We start from the raw sequence: 19,386 nt of genomic DNA on the forward strand, positions 1-19,386 counted from the left end.
GCCGAGCAGCCGCCGTGGCACGGCGTGCGCGGCCCTGATACGAGGCCGGCAGATGAGCGACTCGCTGCTGCTGATCGAGGACGAGGCGCTGCTCGGGACGGAGTTGGCGCGGCACTTCCGGCGCGAGGGCTGGGAGGTGGTGCTGGCGCCCGACCTCGCCGCGGCGCGGCGGGCGCTGCACGACGACGAGCTGGCGCCGCTGGTGGTCGTCTCCGACATGCAGTTGCCGGACGGCAATGCCCTCGACCTGCTCGCCGAGGTGCGCGACCGGCGCGGCGCCGGCGAGTGGATCTTCCTCACCGGCTACGGCAGCGTCGCCGACTCGGTGCGGGCGTTGCGGCTCGGCGCCTACGACTTCCTCGAGAAACCCTGCGACCAGAAGCGCCTCGACCTGATCGTCGCGGGCGCGGCGCGCAGTGCCCGCGCCCAGCGGCAGATCGCCGAGGCGGCGCGGCAGCAGCACCAGAGCTATCCGGTCGAGGCGTTCGTCGGCCGCAGCGGCGCCGCCGGCACGGTGCGCGAGGTGCTGCGCAAGCTCAGCGAGGTCCCCTTCAGCGCCCTGGTGATCGGCGGCGAGACCGGCACCGGCAAGGGGCTGGCCACCCGCATCCTGCACTACAGCGGCGCCCGCGCCGCCGGGCCGTTGGTCGAGATCAACTGCGCCGCGCTGCCGCGCGAGCTGCTCGAATCCGAGCTCTTCGGCCACGAGGCGGGCGCCTTCACCGGCGCCAAGAAGCGGCGCCGGGGGCTGATCGAACAGGCGAGCGGCGGCACCCTCTTCCTCGACGAGATCGGCGAGCTCGAGCTCGACCTGCAGGCCAAGCTGCTGAAGGTCATCGAGGACCAGCGGCTGCGGCCGCTCGGCGCCGAGCACGAGGTGAAGGTTGACGTCCAGTTGATCGCCGCCAGCAACCGCGACCTCGCGGCGCAGGCGCGCGAGGGCGGCTTCCGCGAGGATCTCTATCACCGCCTCTCGGTGTTCGGCCTGCGCCTGCCGCCGCTGCGCGATCGGCTGGAGGATCTCGAGGATCTCGTGCCGTTGATCGTCGCCGAATACAACGCCAAGGCGCGCAAGACGGTGCGGATGGTGTCCGACGCGGTGTGGACGGCCCTCAAGTCCTACGCCTGGCCGGGCAACGTGCGCGAGCTGCGCAACGTCATCGAGCGCTGTGTGCTGTTCGCCGACGGCGACGAGTTCCCGCTGCAGTGGCTGCAGCTCCCGGGCCGTCCGGCGGCGGCGATCCCGGCGGCCGTCGGCGCGCCGCCGGTCGCGGGCGATCACCTGGTGCTGCCGCTCGACGGCAGCATGTCGATCGACGACATGGACCGGCACATCGTCGCCACCGCGGTCGCCCGCGCCGACGGCAACCTGAGCGCCGCGGCGCGCATGCTCGGCACGACCCGGCAGACGCTGCGCTACCGGGTGAAGAAGTACGGCATCAAAGCCGGCGACGACGCGTGACGCGCGCCCGCCGGTCGCGGGTCACGACGCCGCGGCCTCGAAGGATGCCCGCATCGCGGCCCGCAGCTCGGGGGCGCAGAGGACGTCGATCGCCGTCAGCGCCAGCGCCTTCGCGCCGTCGATGACGCCCTGCTGGCCGCGCTCGCTGGCCGCCCAGGTGGCGAACTCGGGCGTGTGCAGCGCCACCTGCGGCGGGGCGATCGCCACCATCGGGTGGATCGAGGGCACCAGCTTGCTCACGTTGCCCATGTCGGTGCTGCCGCTGATCAGCTCCGGCGGAGCGTGCTCGACGCGACGGCCGAGCTGCACGAGGTTCGCCTCGTACGCGGCGGCGAGCGCCGCGTTGGTCCACATGTCCGAGTAGTCCTCGCCGTGGGTGTGCGTGCACAGCTCGGCGCCGCTGGCGAGCGCGCCGGCGCGAAAGCAGTCGTGGACCCGCTGCTTCAGGCGTTCGAGGCGGCGCTCGTTGGCGGCGCGGACGTAGAAGAGCCCGGCGGCGTGCTCGGGCACGATGTTCGGCTTCTGCCCGCCGTCGGTGATGATGCCGTGGATGCGCTCGCTGGGCCGGATGTGCTGCCGCAGTTGGGCGATCGCCTGGTAGGCGGTGACCAGCCCGTCGAGCGCGTTGACTCCGGCGTGTGGAGCTGCCGCCGCGTGCGCGGCGCGGCCGCGGTACTCGACCTCGACGGCGTGGATCGCCAGCACGTTCATGCCGATGAGCTCGAGGCTGGCGGGATGGATCATCATCGCCGCCGCGACGTCGGCGAAGGCGCCCTCGCGCCCCATGATCACCTTGCCGCCGCCGCCCTCTTCGGCCGGCGTGCCGAGCACGACGACGCTGCCGCCGGTCTCGGCCACCACTGCCGCCAGCGCGGCCCCGGCGCCGGCGCCGGCGGCGGCGATGACGTTGTGCCCGCAGCCGTGGCCGATGCCGGGCAGGGCATCGTACTCGCACAGCACCGCCACTCGCGGCTCGCCGCTGCCGGCTCGGGCGGCGAAGGCGGTCTTCAGGCCGTAGGCGCCGCGCTCGACGGCGAGTCCACGGCTTTCGAGGTAGTCGCACAGCCAGGCGGCGGCGTGCTGCTCCTCGAAACACAGCTCGGGGTGGGCGTGGATGCGGCTGCTGAGATCGACCAGCGCGGCGCGCTCAGCGTCGATGCAGGCGCTGGCGCGCGCCTTCAGCGCCGCCAGATCACGGGCGGGCGGCGGTTGGCTGCGCGGCGGCATTCTTGGCGGTGGTGTCGGTGTCGTCGTCGGCAAAGTCGAGGATGCCCGCCGCCAGGTTGCGATTGTCCTCGTCGGGGTCGTGCAGCGCCTCCTTCACCAGCGCCAGGGCCTCCGGGTCCTCCATGTCGCCGAGCACGCTGATCGCCTCGAAGCGGACCTCGGCATCGGGGTCGCGCAGCGGCTTGGCGAGCAGGCCGGGGGTGAGCTCCTCGACGCGGTCGCCAAGGGCCTCGACGGCGGCCAGCCGGACTTCTGGATCCGGGTCGTCCATGCTCTCCATGAGGAGGCGCATGGACTCGGGCCCCTCGTCGCCAGTGAGCATCAGGATGGCGCCGATGCGCTCGTCGGGATCCTGGTTGTTCTGCAGCGTGTCGCGCGCCTCGGCCAGCTCCTCGGGATCATCGTCGCTGTCGTCGACGGCGAGGTCCTGCTCCGCGCGCTCGCGCATCTTGTCGGCTTTCGCCGACGCGGTCGGCGCCTCGCGCCTGGAGGCGCCGGGGGCGTCGGCCTGGCGCTTGTCGTAGTCGGCGCGGAGCTGGTTCAAGCGGTCTTCCACCCGCGAATTGCCGCTCTTCGCATCGGCATTCGCCCCCGCCGAACCCGTCCCGGCACGCGGGCGGGCCGCCACGCCGGCGTCCGTGCCCGAGCTGGTACCCTCGTCGCCGCCGCGCATCAGCACGGCGATGGCGAGCAGAACCGCTGCTCCGGCGGCGATCACCGCCAGTGTCACTCCGCGCATCGACACCTCCCGGCCGAGCGGACTACTGATTGCTCTCGCACTGTTGGATCTCCCTCGACGCGGGACACCGCCCGGGAGGACGGCCCGCAGGATCTGACCACCCAGCTAGGCTGAGTTGTCAGCCACGGTCAAGACTTGCTTTGCGTCGCCTCCGGGCCCATTGGCCGAGCCCGGCCGGCGCGCGGCGGCGGAGGGCGGGACGCGGCGCCCCACCGGGCGGACCCCGCGACCCGCGGCCCAGGCGGGCTCAGTTGTCGATGCGGGCGATCAGCAGGCGGTAGTCGGGCAGGTCCCCGACCGCGCGCAGGAGCTGATCCACCTGCACGGGCTTGCGCAGGAAGGCGACGGCGCCCGATTTGTAGCTGCGCGCCATGTCCTCGTCTTCGTCGGATCCGGTGAGGACGATGACCGGCAGATGGCGGAGCCGCCGGTCGCCCCAGATCTTGGCCAGCACCTCGCGGCCGTCGATCTTCGGCAGCCCGAGGTCGAGCAGGATGAGCCCGTAGCGCCGGTTCCCCTCGAGGGCGGACGCGTAGAGCATGTCGAGTCCTTCCTGCCCGTCGCGCGCGACCGAGAGGTGGTTGCCGATGTGCGCCCGTTCCAGGGCGCGCTTGGTGAGGAGCACATCGTCCTCGCTGTCCTCGATCAACAGGAGATTCGGGACCTGGGCGTTGGTGGACGGTGGGTTGCCCATTGCTCCTCCTTGGTTTTCATTATCGCGAAAGCCCCGCAATTCAAGAGCCCGGCGTTTCCTTTGGCCGATCCCGCGCGTGCGCTATACGCCGCGGACGGAGATGCGTGACAGCGCGGATATCGTCGTCCGGTACCCTCGCACGGCCATCGTCATCGGCCTGCTGGCGACCCTGCTGTTCGGCATCGCGGCGCGGCACGTGCGCATCGAGGCGTCGATGGGCAGCATCCTGCGCGCCGACGATCCCGGCGTGCGGTATTACGACGATGTCCGCACCGCGTTCGGCAGCGACGACATCGCCGTCGTCGGGGTGCGGGCGGATGAGATCTTCGCGCCCGGGACGCTGACCAAGATCGCCCGCGTCACCGACCAGCTCGCCGCGCTGCCGGGCGTCGAGCGGGTGCTCAGCCTGACCAATACCGTCGATCCGGCAGCCGACGTCTTCAATCCGCCGCCGCTGCTGCCGTCGATCCCACCGCGTCCCGAGGACATCGCGGCGCTGCGGGCCAAGCTCGCGGCGACGCCCTTGTACGCGCAGAATCTCGTCGCGCCGGACGGGCACGGGGCGGCGATCAATGTCGTCCTGCGGCCGATGACCGATGCCGAGTACGCCGACCTGCGGCTCGACGAGCGCATCGCCGATATTCTCGCCGCCGCGCAGGGACCGGAGCAGTTCTTCTACACCGGGGTGTCGCGGATCACGCGCAGCGCCGTCACCCTGATCCGCCGCGACTTCGCGCGCTTCACGCCGATCGCGGTCGCCTGCGTCGTCGCCGTGCTCTGGTTCGCCTTCCGCCGCTTCCGCGCCGTCGTCCTGCCATTGGTGACGGTCACGCTGGCGGTGGTGTGGACGGTCGGCGTGATGGCGCTGGTCGGCATCCCCGTCAGCCTCGGCACGTTCATGCTGCCGCCGCTGCTCCTCGTGGTGGGCAGCGCGCAGGCGATGCACGTCATCTCGGCCTACTACGAGCAGGTGCGGCGCGGGAACCGCGAGGGCGCGGTCGGCGAGGCGGTGCACGCGGTGTGGGCGCCGCTGCTGATCTCCAGCGTCACCCTCGCCGTCGGCTTCGGCGCCCTGACGGTGAGCGACATCGTGGCGGTGCGCGATCTCGGCCTGATGGCGGTGGTCGGCGTGCTGCTGTCGACGATCAGCTCGCTCGGCTTCCTCCCGGCGGCCCTGGCGGTGTGGGCCCAGGTGGCGAGCAGCAAGGAGACCGCGCCGTCGCCGCGGGTCGAGAGCCTGATGGTGAAGATAGGCGGCCAGGCCTACGCGGCTCGCGGCACCGTGCTCGGCGTGGCGGCGCTGATCGCCGCCGTCGCCGCGATCGGTACGGCCCGCATCGTCGTCGAATCCGACTTCCTCGCCTACTTCGATCCCAGCTCGCCGGTGCGCCACGACCACGAGCTGATCAACCACACGATCGTCGGCAGCAATCCATTCTACCTGATCATCGAGGGGGGCGCCCCGGGCACATTGCGGCAGTGGGAGGTGCTGAAGAGGATCAAGGATCTGCAGACCTTCATCGGCACCCTCGACGGGGTGAGCGGTTCGATCTCGCTGGTCGACTACCTCGAGCTGCTGGAGAAGGGACTGAACAAAGCCGGCGAAGGCGATGTGTTGATCGACGAGCACGGCAACATCATCGAGGGCACCGGCGGGGCGCCGCAGTCGTTCTGGGAGAACTCCGCCAACCTGCCGCCGGTTCTCAACCTGATGGCCGGGAGCCCCAGCACCTTCCGCGCCGTGGTCAGCGGCGACTTCTCGCGCGCCAGCATCGTCGTGCGCTCGAAGGTGTCGGGGTCGCGCGAGATCGAGGCGATGCTCGGCAAGATCCGCCACTACGTCGGCGAGCACTTCCCGGCCGGGCTGCGCGTGGTGCCGACCGGCAGTCTGGTGCTGATCACCGGCACCAGCTCGCGCATGGTCCTCGACCAGATCGCGAGCGTGTCGCTGGCGCTGCTCGGCATCTTCGCGGTGATGGCGCTCATGTTGTTGTCGGCACGCATCGGGCTGCTGGCCATCCTGCCCAACGTGCTGGCGGTCGACGTCTTCTTCGGCATCCTCGGCTGGGGACGGTTGCCGCTGAATCTCGGCACCAGCCTGATCGCCACCATGGCGCTCGGCCTGGCGGTCGACTCGAGCGTCCACTACATGTGGCGCCTCAGCCGCGAGCTGCGCGGCGAGGCGGACCAGGCGGCCGCCATCCAGCGCACCCTGCGCGCCGTCGGCGCGCCGATGCTGTACACCACGCTCGCCCTGGCCACCGGCTTCCTCGCCTTCGCCGGCTCCAGCTTCCCCCCGATCCGCAACTTCGGCGTTCTGACCGCGATCACCCTCGCCACGGCCTTCGCCGCCAACCTGGTGGTGCTGCCGGCGCTGCTCGCGACCACCAAGATCATCACCCTGTGGGATCTGCTGCGGGTCAGGTTGGGGCCCGACTTCACCCGCGCCATCCCCTTGCTCGCCGGCCTCCGACCGGCCCAGGCGCGCATCGTGGTGCTGATGGGCGAGCTGCGCCAGTTCCCCCCCGGGGCACCCATCGTCCGCGCCGGCGAGGAGGGCAGCGAGATGTTCGTCATCCTGTCCGGCGCCACGGACGTCTACGTCCGGCACAACGGCGACCGCCGCCAGGTGGCGGAATTCCGCCGCGGCGACGTCTTCGGCGAGATGGCGCTGGTGCGCAACGAAGAGCGCAGCGCCGACGTCGAGGCCCGCGACGCGGTCGAGCTGCTCGCCGTCGACCAGCGCTTCCTGCAACGCATCCAGCGCCGCTACCCTCGCATCGCGGCCCGCGTCTTCCTCAATCTGACCCGCATCCTCAGCGACCGCCTGCAGCGCATGAACGAACGGATGGCGTAACCCTCTCGCCTCGTCCCGGGGTCCGCGCTACTGTCTCCTCTTCCCTCTGGAGGACGATGCCGATGCCCAGGACATTGCTCGACAAGGTGTGGGAGGCACACACCGTCGCGGAGCTGCCGAGCGGACAGACCCAGCTCTTCATCGGTCTGCACCTGGTGCACGAGGTCACCAGTCCGCAGGCCTTCCAGATGCTGCGCGAGCTCCACCTGCCGGTGCTCTTCCCGACGCGCACCGTGGCGACGGTCGATCACATCATCCCCACCCATACGATGGCCCGGCCGTTCGACGACGAACAGGCCGAGACCATGATGTCGGAGATCGAGCGCAACTGCCGCGACTTCGGCATCACGCTGTACGATCGCGCCTCCGGCCACCAGGGCATCGTCCACGTGATCGGTCCGGAGATGGGGCTCACGCAGCCCGGACTCACCATCGCCTGCGGCGACAGCCACACCTCGACCCACGGGGCGTTCGGCAGCATCGCCTTCGGCATCGGCACCAGCCAGGTCCGCGACGTGCTCGCCTCGCAGTGCCTGGCGATCGAGAAGCCGAAGCTGCGGCGGGTCGAGGTCAACGGCGCGCTGCCGCCCGGCGTCTACGCCAAGGACGTGATCCTGCACATCATCCGCACCCTCGGCGTGAAGGGGGGCGTCGGCTACGCCTACGAGTACGCCGGCACCACGTTCGACCGCATGACGATGGAAGAGCGGATGACCGTCTGCAACATGAGCATCGAGGGCGGCGCCCGGTGCGGCTACGTCAACCCGGACCAGACCACCTTCGACTACCTGCGCGGCCGGCCGCTGGCGCCGCGGGGCGCGGCGTTCGAACGCGCCGTGCAGTGGTGGAAGAGCATGGCGACCGAGGCCGGCGCGCCCTACGACGCGGTCACCACGCTCGACGGGTCGAGCCTGACGCCGGTCGTGACCTGGGGCATCAATCCCGGCCAGGCCATCGGGATCGGCGAGCCGATCCCCGGGGTCGACGCCTTCCCCGAGGACGAGCGGGACGTCGTCGAGGATGCGTATGCCTACATGGACTGGAAGCCCGGCGCGCCGCTGCGCGGCACCAGGATCGACGTCGCCTTCATCGGCTCGTGCACCAACGGGCGCATCTCGGACCTGCGCGAGGCGGCGCGGGTGGCGAGGCTCGGGCGGGTGCGGTCGCACGTGAAGGCGATCGTCGTCCCGGGGTCGCAGGAGGTGGCGCGCCAGGCCGAGGCCGAGGGGTTGCCGGACGTCTTCCGCGCCGCCGGCTTCGAATGGCGCCTGCCCGGCTGTTCGATGTGCCTGGCGATGAACCCCGACAAGCTGAGCGGTCGCCAGATCTGCGCCTCGTCGAGCAATCGCAACTTCAAGGGCCGGCAGGGCAGCCCGAGCGGCCGCACCCTGCTGATGAGCCCGGCGATGGTCGCCGCCGCGGCGATCGAGGGCGCGGTCACCGACGTGCGCGACCTGTTGGGGAGGGCGTGATGAGCGAGCTGGTCAGGATCACCAGGGTGAGCGGGCGGCCGATCCCGCTGCGCGGCAACGACATCGACACCGATCGCATCATCCCGGCGCGCTACCTGAAAGCGGTCACCTTCGACGGGCTCGGCGCGGCGGCGTTCTACGACGAGCGTTTCGACGCGCAGGGCAACTCGAAGGGCCACATCATGGACGACCCGCGTTTCCAGGCGAAGGGACCGCGGGTCGCGGTGGTGAACAAGAACTTCGGCTGTGGCTCGTCGCGCGAGCACGCGCCGCAGGCGATGCTGCGCTGGGGCGTCAAGGCGCTGGTCGGGGAGTCGTTCGCCGACATCTTCTTCGGCAACTGCGTCGCGCTCGGCATGCCCTGCGTCACCGCCAGCGAGGCCGACGTCGGCCGCCTGCTGGCGGCGGTCGAGGCGGACCCGAGCCAGGAGCTGATCGTCGACGTCGAGGGCCAGACGGCGACCTACGGCCCGCTCACCGTGCCGGCGCGCCTGCCGGCGGGCATCCGCAATCAGTTCCTCGCCGGCACGTGGGACGCGACGCGCGTCCTTCTCGAAGCGACGTCGAAGATCAAAGCGACCGCCGCCCGCCTGCCCTACGTCTCGGGCTTCGAAGCCTAGCCGTTCGTTGCGCCGACGCCGCGCGCGCGGCTGGCCTTGCTGTGACGAAACATTTCACCACGGAGGCACGGAGACACGGAGTAACCTGGACAAGAGGGGGTTCGGGGGCGAGATCCCCAACGCCATCAGCAAGGGCCAGGGGATCTTCCCTCGCTGCACCCTCCGTGGCTCCGTGCCTCCGTGGTGAAGGTGTCTTGTCGTGTCGAGGTCAGATCGCCGGCTTCCGGCACTGCGCGCACTGACAGAGCTCGCGCAGGTACGGGTAGGAGTAGATGCCCGTTTCGTGACCGTCGGCCCAGTGGAAGCTGAGTGCGTAGCGACCGACCGGGGCGATCCGCTGCAGGTCGTCGTTTCCGCCCTCGACGAAGCGCTTCGCTCCCGAGTGCCCCTGGCAGGCGGCGCAGGGACACCAGCCGCGCAGATGGCCGAAGGCGTAGTCGCTCTCGTGGCCGTCGCTCCAAATGACGCGCAACGCCCGGCGCTCGGGCTCGCGGCGGACTTCCAACGGGTACGGCGGGCGCGACATCGGGGAAGTCTTGGCGATGACCGGCCGCTTTACAACCCACCGCCGGAGCCATCCCGACGACGCCGCGACGAGCGCGCGCCGCGGCTACCCGAATTGACTTCTGCGTCAGCTCGTCGAGAGTGGCGCGCGTGATGGGGGAGGACGGGCTGCGCCTGCAGCCGGACGGGTCGGCGTTCGCCTGGATGTCCCAGCGTCTTGCCGAGCGCGTCTTCCTGCTCAACCAGTATCGCCGCCGCCGGCGGGTGCGGCATCTGCGCCGGCCGCTGCGCGACCGCCAAGCGCTGCTCGACGCCCTGCGACGCAAGCACCTGGTGTTCTGCGTCACCGCCGGGCGCACCGGCACCACCTACGTGACCCGCCTCGGCGAGCTCTTCCCGGACACCGTCAGCCTGCACGAGCCGCAGCCATCGTACGTTCACTTCCTCCGCCAGGCGCAGCGCCGTCCGCGCCTCGCCTACCACTTCCTCCTCGAATACAAGCTGCCGTTCATCGCCAGCGCGCCGGCGACGCACTACGTCGAGACCAGCCATCTCTTCGCCAAGGGCTTCCTGGAGCCGATGCTGGATCTCGGTCTGCGTCCCGCCGTCCTGTTGCTGCGCCGCGAGCCGCGCGCCATCGCCCGCAGTCTGCTCACCCGGAGGACGGTGCCGGGACGCGGCAAGCTCGGGTTCAAGTACCTGGTGCACCCCGGCGATCCCGGCGTGCTGCCGTTGCCGCACTGGAACGCGTACAGCGACTACCAGCTCTGCTTCTGGTACGCGCTGGAAATGGAGCGCCGGCAGCGGGACTACGGCGCGCTCCTGTCAGCCCACGGCTGCGCCGTTGCCGACGCGACCGCGGACGAGCTGCACGACTCGCACCGTTTCCTCGCCGTCGCGCAGGAGCTGGGCCTGCTCGACGGGCGGGTCGACCGCGAGGCGCTGCTGCAGCGACACGCCGAGGTATCGGGGCGGCTCTACAACTACAACCGCCGGCCACCGGCGGTGGTGGTGGACCCGGACGCGGCCGAGGAGGCGGTCTGGCAGGCCGTGGCGCCGGCCGCGCCATGGATGCGCGAGGCGGTCGCGCGACGGTACGCGCCGGCGGGCGAGGTCACACGCCGGGCGGCTTCCCGCTCTTGAGCTGCTGCTTCCAGTCGAGCATCCGACCCTTGGCCGCCCACTCCTCGGCGCGAGGCACGTCGCCGACCTTCTGATAGATCCGCGAGACGTTGGTGTAGGAGAGTATCTCGTCCGGCTGCAGCTCCGCGACCCGCACCGCGGCGGCGATCGCCTCGTCGAACCGGCCGAGGTCGGCGAGCGCCATCGACAGCCCCTCGAGCACGTCGGCGTAGTCGGGATCGATCGCCAGCGCCTCGCGGTAGACGCGCACCGCCGTTTCCAGATCGCCGTCGGCGACGGCATCGACGGCGCGGTCGAACAGCTCCTCTTTGGTCGGCATGCGAGAAACGCTATCGGAAAAGGGGCCTTCTGTCAGCGTCGCCGTCCGTCGCCGGAGGAACGAGTGCGCGACGGCACGGCCCGACCCGACGCGTCGATGACGATCCCGAGGATGCTCCTTCCCCTGCTGCTGCTCGCCGCGTGCACCCGCGTGGCGCCGGTGCAGGTCGATGCCGCGGTCGACGAGTCGCTGGCGCGCTCGCTGCTGAACGAGCTCGCCGAGCAGCAGCGGGCGACGATCGAGCGCTCCCGCGCCGAGGGGGCGGATGTCCTGTGGGCGAGCGACCCCGCCGACGTGCTGCGCCGCGCCGCCGCCGGCGAGCTGGCGCCGCTGACGGAGGCGATGATCGGCAGGCGTCCGCCGACGCTGGTCGACCCGCAGCACCGGTGGGCGGCGGTGGCGGCGATCGGACGGGTGATCGTCTACGACCCCGACCGACTGCCCGACGATGGGTCGCCGACCCGCGTCCTCGACCTGGCGCGGCCGGAGCTGGCGCGGCAACTGGTGCTTGCCGAGCCGACCCGCGGCGCGGCCTTGTGGCACGCCGCCGCGCTGTCGGCGCGGCTCGGCGATGCCGACGCGCTCCGCTTCTTTCGCGGCCTGCGCGACGGCGGTGCGCGGCTGGTCGCCGACGAGGACACAGTGGGCGCGGCACTGATCGCCGGCGACCAGGCGCTGGCGTTGATCGACAGCGACCGCGCCTATGCGGCCCAGACGGCGCGGCCGCGGTTGGTCATCACCATTCCGGATCAGGGCGACGATGGCAGCGGCGTCTTCGTGCTGCCGTCGGTGGTCGCACTGACCGCGCGCGGCGCCCGCAACCCCCGCGCCGTCGAGCTCGCTGCCGCTCTGCTCGCCCAACCGCAGGCCTTCCGCATCGCCCTTGCCGGCAACGCCTTCGTCGTCGCCGCCGACGGCACGTCGCCGCCCAGCCTGCTCAATGTCGACCAGATGAAGCTGATGCCGGTCGACTACGCCGACATCGTCGATCGCCTGTCCAAGGTGAGGACGGCGCTGGTGGGCGTTGATCTCGCCGCTGCGCCCTGAGGCGGCCTCGGGGGGTCCTCCGAGGTCCAAGGCGCGCCGCCCGGCGGCCGTTCGTCAACTTGCTTCGCGATGCGCTCGCGCTGCGACGGCCGCGCGGGAGCGCGGCCCAGCGCTACGAGGATGGCGTCAGCGCGGCCAGGGTCCGCATGATGCGGCTGTTGGCCCGCCGCAGGAGGCGGTCGAGCTGGCGGCGCTCCTCGTCGGCGAGGACGGCGGTGTCGAGCGCGCGCAGCTTGCGGCCGAGACGGCGCAGCAGGCGGGCCACCTCCGCCACCTCGCCGCGCGCCACCGGCTCGCCGGCCTGCTCGGAGCGGAAGCGCTGCACCGAGAGGCGGCGCGCCCGGGTGAGGCGCCACAGCGTCTGCTGCTTTTCCGGCGACTCGGCGCGCGCCAGCGAGATCAGGATCTCGCGCGACACCTCGGGCGCGGCGTGCACTTCCCGCTTGATGTCGTCCGGCAACCGGCGCAGCGCCAGGGTGTTGCTGACGTAGGGGCGGCTCTTGCCGATCAGCTCGGCCAGTGCTTCGTGCGTGTAGCCGTACTGGTCGATCAGCGCGCCCAGCCCCTCGGCCTCCTCGAGCGGCGAGAGATCCTCGCGCTGGACGTTTTCGATGATCGCGATCTCGAGCGGGTCGTCGTCGCGCACCAGCGCCGGGATCATCGTCAGGCCCGCGAGCTGGGCGGCGCGAAAGCGCCGCTCTCCGGCCATGATCAGGTAGCCGTCGCCGTCGCGCTTGACGATCACCGGCTGCAGGATGCCGTGTTGCGCGATCGAAGCGGCGAGCTCGGCGAGCGGCTCGTCGGCGAAGTGTTTGCGCGGCTGCTCGGGATTGGCGTGCACCTTGTCCACCGCCAGCGCGGTCAGGGTGGTGCGGGTGCCTCGCAGGATCGTTCCGGCAGCCACGGTGCGCGATGCGGCCATGCGCGCGGACCTTTAGCGCGCCGCGCTCGACCCGGACAAGCACGGCGGCGGCCCGGGAGGCAAAGAAAAAGGGGCGGGCGCTCAACGCTCCCGCCCCCTGTGTCCGCGTCCGGACGGTGTGGCTCAGCCGATCTTGCCCTGCAGCAGGAAGCCGATCAGCAGGCCGTAGATCGCCAGGGCTTCCATGAAGGCGAGGCCGAGGACGAGCGGCGTGAACACCTTGTCGGCGGCGTTCGGATTGCGGCCGATCGACTCCATCGCCGCCGCCACCGCGCGCCCCTGGCCGAGGCCCGGGCCGATCGCCGCGACGCCGATCGCGATGCCGGCGCCGAGGGCGATCATGCCGTCGCCGCCGTGGCCCGCGCCCTCCTGCGCCAGCGCCATGCCCGGTCCGAACATGGCCAGCAGGAGCGTCCCAATCATCCACTTCACTTTGCGCATCGTTCGTTTCCTCCTTTCGATGCGAGACAACGGGTTCGCTCCCGGCCACGCCACCTCTATCATCCTCGCCACGCCTCGGCCTCGCGAACCCTGGGTTGACGGTACAGTGCGCGGGACGTCCGTCCCGCTCGCTCAATGATGCGCGTGCTCCTCGTCGTGGTCGCCGTGGCCGGCGGTCGCCAGCGAGACGTACACCATGCTGAGCACGGTGAAGACGAAGGCCTGGATCAGCACCACGATGCTGCCCAGCAGGTAGAACGCGATCGGCACGATCAGCCGGGTGAGGTCGGTGAAGATGTCCAGCACCAGATGGTCGGCGAACATGTTCATCAGGAGACGCAGATTGAGCGTGAAGGGGCGGAGCAGGTTGTCGATGATCTCGAGCGGCATCATCAGGAAGAAGAGCCACCAGATGGGGCCGACGAAGTGCTTCAGGTACGCGATCCCGTGCGCCTTGAAGCCGAAGTAGTTGTACATGACGAAGGACAGGATCCCGAGACCGAGCGTCGTGTTCACGTTCGACGTCGGCGGCGCGAAGCCGGGGATCAGGCCGATGGCGTTGTTGGCGAGGATGAACAGGAACAGCGCGCCGTAGAGCGGTACGTACTGCTTCGCGTTCGCCCCCAGGATGCCGGTGGCGAAGCTGGAGAACCACTCGACGTACATTTCCATCGCGTTGCGCGCCGTGAGCGTGCCATCGGGCACGGCGGCATCGCTCGCCCGGGCGATCTGTCGGCGCGCGGCGACCGCGGTGCCGACGAGCAGCGCCGTCACCAGTCCCGCGGTCACGACGTGATCCGGGAAGTGATTCACCACCGGGACGATCTGCATCCAGGTGAAGCCGTGTTCCGTTCCTGCTGACATGGAGAAACCCCTTACGGATGCGCCGGCGTCGGCGCGCGGAACGACGAGAGGGTGATGGCGACGAGCAGCACCGTGGCGCCGAGCGCGAACGCCAGAACATCGATCGGCAGCCGCCAGATGATCAAGGCCAGCACGCCGACGAAGAGCACGAACTTTCCCAGCATGATGCCGAGGACGGCGCCCGGGCTGCCGGCGCGGTCCGGCGAGACCAGGCGCCCCACCAGCACGCCGAGCAACCGCAGGTTGGCCAGCATCACCAGCCCGCCGAGCAGGACGCTGCCCGGCGCGAGCCAGCCGGTGAGGTAGGCGACGCACGCCACCGCGACGAGCAGCCCGAGATGCAGGCGCTCGATCTCCCGTAGCCGCGAGCTCATGGAATCCGGTCAGAGCTAGGCTTTTTGATGGCCCAAAGCAACAGCCGCATCGAGCCGTAGAAGCCGCCCAACGTGAACACGGTGGTGAACAGCGGCTCGGTGCCGAAGTAGCGGTCGGCGTACCAGCCGAGGATCATCCCGCCGACGATCGAGCCGGCGATCTGGAAGCCGAGGGCGAGAAAGCGACCGCCCTTGGCGAGCATCTGGGGATCGAGCAACGGCATCGTCGCGCCCCTGGCGGCGTCCTTGCCCCGCGGCCGATCAGGCGATCGCCAGGGCCTGGTCGACGGCGGTGATGGTGGCGTCGACGTCCCCCTCGCTGTGGGCGAGCGAGAGGAACGCGGCCTCGAACTGGGAGGGCGGCAGATAGACGCCGCGCTCCAGCATCGCGGCGAAGAAGCGCCCGAAGGCGGCGGTGTCGGCGGCGCGCGCGTCCTCGGCGTTGGTGACACGGTCGACGCCGAAGAACAGGGTCCACATCGAGCCGACGCGCTGCACGCAGGCGCGCCGGCCGTGCCGCCGCAGTGCCGCCGTCAACCCCGCTTCGAGGCGCGCTCCCAGCGTCTCCAGGCGCTCGTAGACGCCGGGTCGGTCGAGCAACTCGAGGGTCGCGAGTCCGGCGCTGACGGCGAGCGGATTCCCCGACAGGGTCCCGGCCTGGTAGACGCCGCCCACCGGCGCGAGCTGCTGCATCACGTCGCGCCGGCCGCCCACTGCCGCCAGCGGCAGACCACCGCCGATCACTTTGCCGAAACAGCTCAGGTCGGGTCGGAGGCCGAACGGCACCTGCACACCGCCCCAGGCGAGGCGGAAGCCGGTCATCACCTCGTCGATGATCAACAGCGCGCCGTGTCGCTCGGTGACGCGGCGCAACCCGTCGAGAAACCCCGCCGCCGGCGGCACCAGGCCCATGTTGCCGACCACCGGCTCGACGATGACGGCGGCAATGGCGTCGCCCTCGGCGGCGAAGCGGGCCTCCACCTCCCCGAGGTCGTTGAAGCGCGCCACCAGCGTCAGGCTGGCGATCGCCTCGGGCACGCCGGCGCTGTCGGGGATGCCGAGCGTCATCGCCCCGGAGCCGGCGCGTACCAGCAGCGGATCGGCATGGCCGTGGTAGCAGCCATCGAACTTCACGATCTTCGGCCGGCCGGTGAACGCGCGGGCGAGGCGGATCGCGGTCATCGTCGCCTCCGTACCGGAGGACACCAACCGGACCTGCTCGACCGACGGCACCGCGTCGACGATCCGGCGCGCCAGCTCGATCTCGCGCGGCGTCGGGGCGCCGAAGCTCGTCCCCTGCTTCATCGCGTCGTGGATGGCGCGCAGCACCTGGTGATGGGCATGGCCGACGATCATCGGTCCCCACGAGCCCACGTAGTCTATGTAGGCGTTGCCGTCGGCGTCGGTGATCATCGCGCCGGCCGCGCGCTGGATGAACCGGGGCCGCCCACCCACCGCCTTCCAGGCGCGCACCGGACTGTTGACGCCGCCCGGAATGTAGGCGCTCGCCTGCTCGAACAGCTTCGCCGAGGTCTCGTCCTTCATGCGCTGCAGCTAGTTGCCGCGCTCGCCGCGGTCAACAAATCGAGCCCGTGCGCTGCCGCCCCAACGCTCCCGAGGACCGCGGCGCGACGCTCCCGGCGCCCGCCGCGCGAGGTTACATTGCACGCATCAAATTCTTCTTGCTCGCTTTTTCGGAACACGTTAAAGCTCTGCGCCCCGCCGCCGGCGGGGTTCCCTTCTTTCTGACAGCAACGAGTCGTAAGCCGCTGGACAGCCTGTGGATAGCGCTGTGGAGAGCCTGCGCGCAGCTACGCTAACCCTGCGATTCATTGATGGCTTTCTTCTCTTCCCCACCTGTTGACAAGTTCCCGCTGGAGCTATGGAAAAAATCTGGCGTTCCGCCGTCGAGGCGATTGAGCCGCAGCTCACCGAACCGGATCTGCACGAGGTCGTCATGCGTCTGCGACCGGTGGCGATGCGTGGCGACTCGATGGTCGTCGAGGTCCCCAGCAAGCTGGCCGCTGACGTCGTCCGCGAGCGTTGTCTCGCCGATCTCGAGCGCGCGCTGGTCGAGAGCAGCAACGGCGCCCTGCGCTCCATCGCGCTGACGATTCCCTATCTCGGGCAGCAGGAGCTGTTTCCGGCAGCGGCGCCACCGCAGAAGCCGAACCGGTCCGAGCCCCGGCGCACCGCGTTGCTGCCGAAGTACATCTTCGACAACTTCGTCGTCGGCGCCAGCAACCAGTTCGCCCATGCGGCATCGAAGGCGGTCGCCAACCAGCCCGGCGACCACTACAACCCGCTCTTCATCTACGGCGGAGTCGGTCTCGGCAAGACCCACCTGGTGAATGCGATCGGCCATCAGGTGCTCGACCGCAACGAGAACGCGCGGGTGGTCTACCTGTCGTCGGAATCGTTCATGAACGAGCTCATCGCGGCGCTGCGGCGCGATCGCATGGACGAGTTCAAGGCGCGCTTCCGGCGTATCGACGTGCTGATCGTCGACGACGTGCAGTTCCTGGCCGGGCGCGAGCGGACGCAGGAGGAGTTCTTCCACACCTTCAACTCGCTGTACGATGGCCACCACCAGATCGTCCTCACCTCGGACAAGTTCCCGAAGGAGATTCCCGACCTCGAGGAGCGGCTGCGCAATCGCTTCGAGTGGGGGTTGATCGCCGACATCCAGCCGCCGGACGTCGAGACCCGCATCGCGATCCTGGAGAAAAAGGCCGAGTTCGAGGGCATCGAGCTGCCGGCCGAGGTGGCCAACTTCCTCGCCAGCACCATCGACTCCAACGTCCGCGAGTTGGAGGGATCGTTGACCCGTTTGGGGGCGTTCGCCTCGCTGAACAAGTGCCCGATCACGGTCGACTTCGCTCGCGACGTGCTGCAGAGCGTGCTGCGCGAGCGGGTCGAACGGGCCATCACCATCGAGTCGATCCAGAAGGCGGTGTGCGACTTCTACCGCATCCGCCCCAACGACCTGCGCTCCAAGCGGCGCACCCGGACGATCGCCGTGCCGCGGCAGGTCGCGATGTATCTCTGTCGCCGCTACACCAACGCCTCGTTCCCGGTCATCGGCGACCGCTTCGGCGGCCGCGACCACTCCACGGTCATCCACGCGGCCCAGGTGATCGAACGCCGGTTGCGCGACGAACCCGGCTTCCGCGCCACGGTCGAGCGTCTCGAGCGGCTCTTGGAACGGCCGGGCTGAAGTGCCATGACTAGCCCGTCGGTCCGTCGTTCGGGGCGCCCTGCCGTGTGCCCTGTGGACGACATGCGGAGACGCGGTGGAGTGGATGTGAGGCGGAACGGAACAAACGCGGTGGCGGCCCGGATTCCGCAGCCGTTCTCCGCAGCACTGATGTCGTCCCTGCCCTGTGGGACAAGGCTTTCCACAGATCCACAGCCCCTACTACGTACTGGTTTTCTATTCTTACTAAATAAAGAAAGAAGAAGTGCGGCGACGCACGGGCGGTGAGCGATGGAATTCAGCATTCAACGCAGTGAGCTGCTCGCAGGCCTCTATCTGACGCAGGGCATCGTCGAACGGCGGACGACCATCCCGATTCTCGGCAATGTGCTGGTCGAAGCGGCGGGCGACGGAATCCTCGTCGCTGCCACCGACCAGGAGATCGCGGTGCGGCGGCAATGCACCGCGGCGGTGAAGAAGAAGGGCACGATCACCGTCGGGGCGCGCAAGCTCTACGAGATGGTGCGCGAGATCCCGGAAGGCGAGGTGCGGATCCGCCAGCAGGACAACAACTGGATCGAGGTGTCGGCGGGGAAGTCGCGTTTCCGCGTCGTCGGACTCGACCCGCGCGAGTTCCCGGCGATGCCGGATCCGCCGGCCGACGCGCCGAGTATCCGGATCAGCGGCGACACGCTGACGCGGATGATCGAGTACACGTTGTTCGCCGTGTCCGGGGACGAGACGCGGGTCAACCTGAACGGGATCCACGTCGAGGCGACCCCCGACGGCAGGCTGCGCTTCGTGGCGACCGACGGGCACCGCCTAGCGATGGTCACCCGATCGGTGGAGCACCTGGCGCTGGCCGGCGCCGTCACCATTCCGCGCAAGGCGGTGATGGAGCTGCGAAAGGTTCTGGAGAGCGGCGAGGATCTGATCGAGCTGATCGTCCAGGGTGGCGTGGCGCACGCCAGCCGCGGTCGGGTGCAGATGTCCATGCGCCTCGTCGAGGGCGAGTTCCCGGACTACAACCAGGTGATTCCGAAGAAGTCCGAGCGGATCGCCGTCGTCGACGCGACGGCGCTGCACGCGGCGCTGCGTCGCGTATCGGTGGTGTCGAGCGAGCGGACCCGCGGCGTACGCCTTCAACTCGACAACCAGAAGCTCGAGCTCAGCACGATCAATCCCGACGTCGGCGAAGCGGCCGAGGAGATCGAGATCGAGTACGACGGCAGCCCGGTCGGGGTGGGGTTCAACGCCCGCTATCTGATCGACGTGCTCACCGTGCTGCCGTCCGACAAACGGATCGAGCTCGGCCTCAACGACGAGGTCAGTCCGGGGGTCATTCGCTCGGTTGAGGATGCAGATTACTGTTATATCGTGATGCCGATGCGGCTCTGACAGTAGTCGTTTTTCTGCCCTCTGACAGGGCCTCCCAGCGGGCCCGGCAAGCGCCTGGCAGATATAGTGACAGTGCAGCGGTAAGCTGCTGAAAAGTAAGGAGTAAT

The 19,386-nt window shown here is 69.8% G+C and carries 19 protein-coding genes; 8 read left to right on the forward strand and 11 right to left on the reverse strand.

The annotated features are described in order from the left end of the window. Positions 1 to 52 precede the first annotated feature (52 nt). A complete protein-coding gene (locus KF840_07475) occupies positions 53 to 1,462 on the forward strand; it encodes a sigma-54-dependent Fis family transcriptional regulator (GenBank protein ID MBX3024734.1) in 1,410 nt (469 codons plus the stop codon). Between the two features lie 21 nt (positions 1,463 to 1,483). On the opposite strand, the gene KF840_07480 is transcribed toward KF840_07475, so the two are convergent. The 3 genes from KF840_07480 to KF840_07490 form a co-directional block, all read right to left on the reverse strand. Beyond that, complete coding sequence (locus tag KF840_07480) at positions 1,484 to 2,689, reverse strand: amidohydrolase (GenBank protein MBX3024735.1); 1,206 nt, start codon at positions 2,687 to 2,689, stop codon at positions 1,484 to 1,486. Next, positions 2,655 to 3,428 (reverse strand): HEAT repeat domain-containing protein, encoded by a 774-nt coding sequence (locus tag KF840_07485; protein MBX3024736.1) that lies wholly within the window; start codon positions 3,426 to 3,428, stop codon positions 2,655 to 2,657. Before KF840_07485 ends, KF840_07480 begins: the two co-directional genes overlap by 35 nt. 247 nt (positions 3,429 to 3,675) lie before the next feature. Next, on the reverse strand, positions 3,676 to 4,122 hold the full coding sequence (locus tag KF840_07490) for a response regulator (GenBank protein MBX3024737.1): 447 nt from the start codon (positions 4,120 to 4,122) through the stop codon (positions 3,676 to 3,678). A gap of 100 nt (positions 4,123 to 4,222) precedes the next feature. Between KF840_07490 and KF840_07495 the strand changes: the two genes are divergently transcribed. The 3 genes from KF840_07495 (at position 4,223) to KF840_07505 (ending at position 9,071) form a co-directional block, all read left to right on the forward strand. After that, positions 4,223 to 6,979, forward strand: a complete 2,757-nt coding sequence (locus KF840_07495; protein ID MBX3024738.1) for an MMPL family transporter — start codon at positions 4,223 to 4,225, stop codon at positions 6,977 to 6,979. A 62-nt stretch (positions 6,980 to 7,041) separates the two neighbouring features. After that, entirely contained in the window at positions 7,042 to 8,451 is a 1,410-nt protein-coding gene (gene leuC, locus KF840_07500) for a 3-isopropylmalate dehydratase large subunit (protein MBX3024739.1), read from the forward strand. Beyond that, positions 8,451 to 9,071 carry a 3-isopropylmalate dehydratase small subunit gene (locus KF840_07505; GenBank protein MBX3024740.1) on the forward strand — a complete coding sequence of 207 codons (621 nt, stop codon included), beginning with the start codon at positions 8,451 to 8,453 and terminating at the stop codon, positions 9,069 to 9,071. Before leuC ends, KF840_07505 begins: the two co-directional genes overlap by 1 nt. A gap of 208 nt (positions 9,072 to 9,279) precedes the next feature. Here the strand turns inward: KF840_07505 and KF840_07510 are convergent, their stop codons facing one another. Next, on the reverse strand, positions 9,280 to 9,597 hold the full coding sequence (locus KF840_07510; protein ID MBX3024741.1) for a DUF971 domain-containing protein: 318 nt from the start codon (positions 9,595 to 9,597) through the stop codon (positions 9,280 to 9,282). 131 nt (positions 9,598 to 9,728) lie between these two features. Here KF840_07510 and KF840_07515 point away from each other — a divergent pair, with 131 nt between their 5' ends. After that, entirely contained in the window at positions 9,729 to 10,718 is a 990-nt protein-coding gene (locus KF840_07515) for a hypothetical protein (GenBank protein MBX3024742.1), read from the forward strand. Here KF840_07515 and KF840_07520 read toward each other — a convergent pair. Beyond that, entirely contained in the window at positions 10,690 to 11,037 is a 348-nt protein-coding gene (locus tag KF840_07520) for a tetratricopeptide repeat protein (protein MBX3024743.1), read from the reverse strand. The two genes, KF840_07515 and KF840_07520, sit on opposite strands and share 29 nt — an antisense overlap. 96 nt (positions 11,038 to 11,133) lie before the next feature. Between KF840_07520 and KF840_07525 the strand changes: the two genes are divergently transcribed. Continuing rightward, positions 11,134 to 12,084 carry an ABC transporter substrate-binding protein gene (locus tag KF840_07525; protein MBX3024744.1) on the forward strand — a complete coding sequence of 317 codons (951 nt, stop codon included), beginning with the start codon at positions 11,134 to 11,136 and terminating at the stop codon, positions 12,082 to 12,084. A gap of 112 nt (positions 12,085 to 12,196) precedes the next feature. On the opposite strand, the gene KF840_07530 is transcribed toward KF840_07525, so the two are convergent. From KF840_07530 to hemL, 6 genes are all read right to left on the reverse strand, one after another. Continuing rightward, positions 12,197 to 13,006 carry a ParB/RepB/Spo0J family partition protein gene (locus tag KF840_07530; GenBank protein MBX3024745.1) on the reverse strand — a complete coding sequence of 270 codons (810 nt, stop codon included), beginning with the start codon at positions 13,004 to 13,006 and terminating at the stop codon, positions 12,197 to 12,199. A gap of 123 nt (positions 13,007 to 13,129) precedes the next feature. Then, on the reverse strand, positions 13,130 to 13,447 hold the full coding sequence (locus KF840_07535) for an ATP synthase F0 subunit C (protein ID MBX3024746.1): 318 nt from the start codon (positions 13,445 to 13,447) through the stop codon (positions 13,130 to 13,132). A gap of 132 nt (positions 13,448 to 13,579) precedes the next feature. Continuing rightward, on the reverse strand, positions 13,580 to 14,311 hold the full coding sequence (gene atpB / locus KF840_07540; protein MBX3024747.1) for a F0F1 ATP synthase subunit A: 732 nt from the start codon (positions 14,309 to 14,311) through the stop codon (positions 13,580 to 13,582). An 11-nt stretch (positions 14,312 to 14,322) separates the two neighbouring features. Continuing rightward, complete coding sequence (locus KF840_07545) at positions 14,323 to 14,685, reverse strand: hypothetical protein (protein MBX3024748.1); 363 nt, start codon at positions 14,683 to 14,685, stop codon at positions 14,323 to 14,325. Further along, a complete protein-coding gene (locus KF840_07550; GenBank protein MBX3024749.1) occupies positions 14,682 to 14,909 on the reverse strand; it encodes an AtpZ/AtpI family protein in 228 nt (75 codons plus the stop codon). Before KF840_07550 ends, KF840_07545 begins: the two co-directional genes overlap by 4 nt. A 37-nt stretch (positions 14,910 to 14,946) precedes the next feature. After that, on the reverse strand, positions 14,947 to 16,230 hold the full coding sequence (hemL, locus tag KF840_07555; protein MBX3024750.1) for a glutamate-1-semialdehyde 2,1-aminomutase: 1,284 nt from the start codon (positions 16,228 to 16,230) through the stop codon (positions 14,947 to 14,949). Between the two features lie 337 nt (positions 16,231 to 16,567). On the opposite strand from hemL, the gene dnaA reads away from it, so the two are divergent. Continuing rightward, positions 16,568 to 17,902: a chromosomal replication initiator protein DnaA gene (dnaA, locus tag KF840_07560; protein MBX3024751.1), complete on the forward strand. Its 1,335-nt coding sequence runs from the start codon at positions 16,568 to 16,570 to the stop codon at positions 17,900 to 17,902. Positions 17,903 to 18,172: 270 nt separating this feature from the next. After that, positions 18,173 to 19,279: a DNA polymerase III subunit beta gene (dnaN, locus tag KF840_07565; protein MBX3024752.1), complete on the forward strand. Its 1,107-nt coding sequence runs from the start codon at positions 18,173 to 18,175 to the stop codon at positions 19,277 to 19,279. Positions 19,280 to 19,386 lie beyond the last annotated feature (107 nt).

The sequence above is a fragment of the bacterium genome, from assembly GCA_019637795.1.
GTDB lineage: Bacteria > Desulfobacterota > Binatia > HRBIN30 > CADEER01 > JAHBUY01.

What these genes read in the sequence shown, in the direction of transcription:
- KF840_07545 (MBX3024748.1), bottom strand. Translation starts at nt 14,685, where the DNA reads ATGAGCTCGCGGCTACGGGAGATCGAGCGCCTGCATCTCGGGCTGCTC.
- KF840_07525 (MBX3024744.1), top strand. Translation starts at nt 11,134, where the DNA reads ATGACGATCCCGAGGATGCTCCTTCCCCTGCTGCTGCTCGCCGCGTGC.
- KF840_07535 (MBX3024746.1), bottom strand. Translation starts at nt 13,447, where the DNA reads ATGCGCAAAGTGAAGTGGATGATTGGGACGCTCCTGCTGGCCATGTTC.
- KF840_07480 (MBX3024735.1), bottom strand. Translation starts at nt 2,689, where the DNA reads ATGCCGCCGCGCAGCCAACCGCCGCCCGCCCGTGATCTGGCGGCGCTG.
- KF840_07515 (MBX3024742.1), top strand. Translation starts at nt 9,729, where the DNA reads ATGGGGGAGGACGGGCTGCGCCTGCAGCCGGACGGGTCGGCGTTCGCC.
- KF840_07505 (MBX3024740.1), top strand. Translation starts at nt 8,451, where the DNA reads ATGAGCGAGCTGGTCAGGATCACCAGGGTGAGCGGGCGGCCGATCCCG.
- KF840_07520 (MBX3024743.1), bottom strand. Translation starts at nt 11,037, where the DNA reads ATGCCGACCAAAGAGGAGCTGTTCGACCGCGCCGTCGATGCCGTCGCC.
- dnaN (MBX3024752.1), top strand. Translation starts at nt 18,173, where the DNA reads ATGGAATTCAGCATTCAACGCAGTGAGCTGCTCGCAGGCCTCTATCTG.
- KF840_07495 (MBX3024738.1), top strand. Translation starts at nt 4,223, where the DNA reads ATGCGTGACAGCGCGGATATCGTCGTCCGGTACCCTCGCACGGCCATC.
- KF840_07550 (MBX3024749.1), bottom strand. Translation starts at nt 14,909, where the DNA reads ATGCCGTTGCTCGATCCCCAGATGCTCGCCAAGGGCGGTCGCTTTCTC.
- KF840_07485 (MBX3024736.1), bottom strand. Translation starts at nt 3,428, where the DNA reads ATGCGCGGAGTGACACTGGCGGTGATCGCCGCCGGAGCAGCGGTTCTG.
- KF840_07530 (MBX3024745.1), bottom strand. Translation starts at nt 13,006, where the DNA reads ATGGCCGCATCGCGCACCGTGGCTGCCGGAACGATCCTGCGAGGCACC.
- atpB (MBX3024747.1), bottom strand. Translation starts at nt 14,311, where the DNA reads ATGTCAGCAGGAACGGAACACGGCTTCACCTGGATGCAGATCGTCCCG.
- dnaA (MBX3024751.1), top strand. Translation starts at nt 16,568, where the DNA reads ATGGAAAAAATCTGGCGTTCCGCCGTCGAGGCGATTGAGCCGCAGCTC.
- hemL (MBX3024750.1), bottom strand. Translation starts at nt 16,230, where the DNA reads ATGAAGGACGAGACCTCGGCGAAGCTGTTCGAGCAGGCGAGCGCCTAC.
- leuC (MBX3024739.1), top strand. Translation starts at nt 7,042, where the DNA reads ATGCCCAGGACATTGCTCGACAAGGTGTGGGAGGCACACACCGTCGCG.
- KF840_07475 (MBX3024734.1), top strand. Translation starts at nt 53, where the DNA reads ATGAGCGACTCGCTGCTGCTGATCGAGGACGAGGCGCTGCTCGGGACG.
- KF840_07510 (MBX3024741.1), bottom strand. Translation starts at nt 9,597, where the DNA reads ATGTCGCGCCCGCCGTACCCGTTGGAAGTCCGCCGCGAGCCCGAGCGC.
- KF840_07490 (MBX3024737.1), bottom strand. Translation starts at nt 4,122, where the DNA reads ATGGGCAACCCACCGTCCACCAACGCCCAGGTCCCGAATCTCCTGTTG.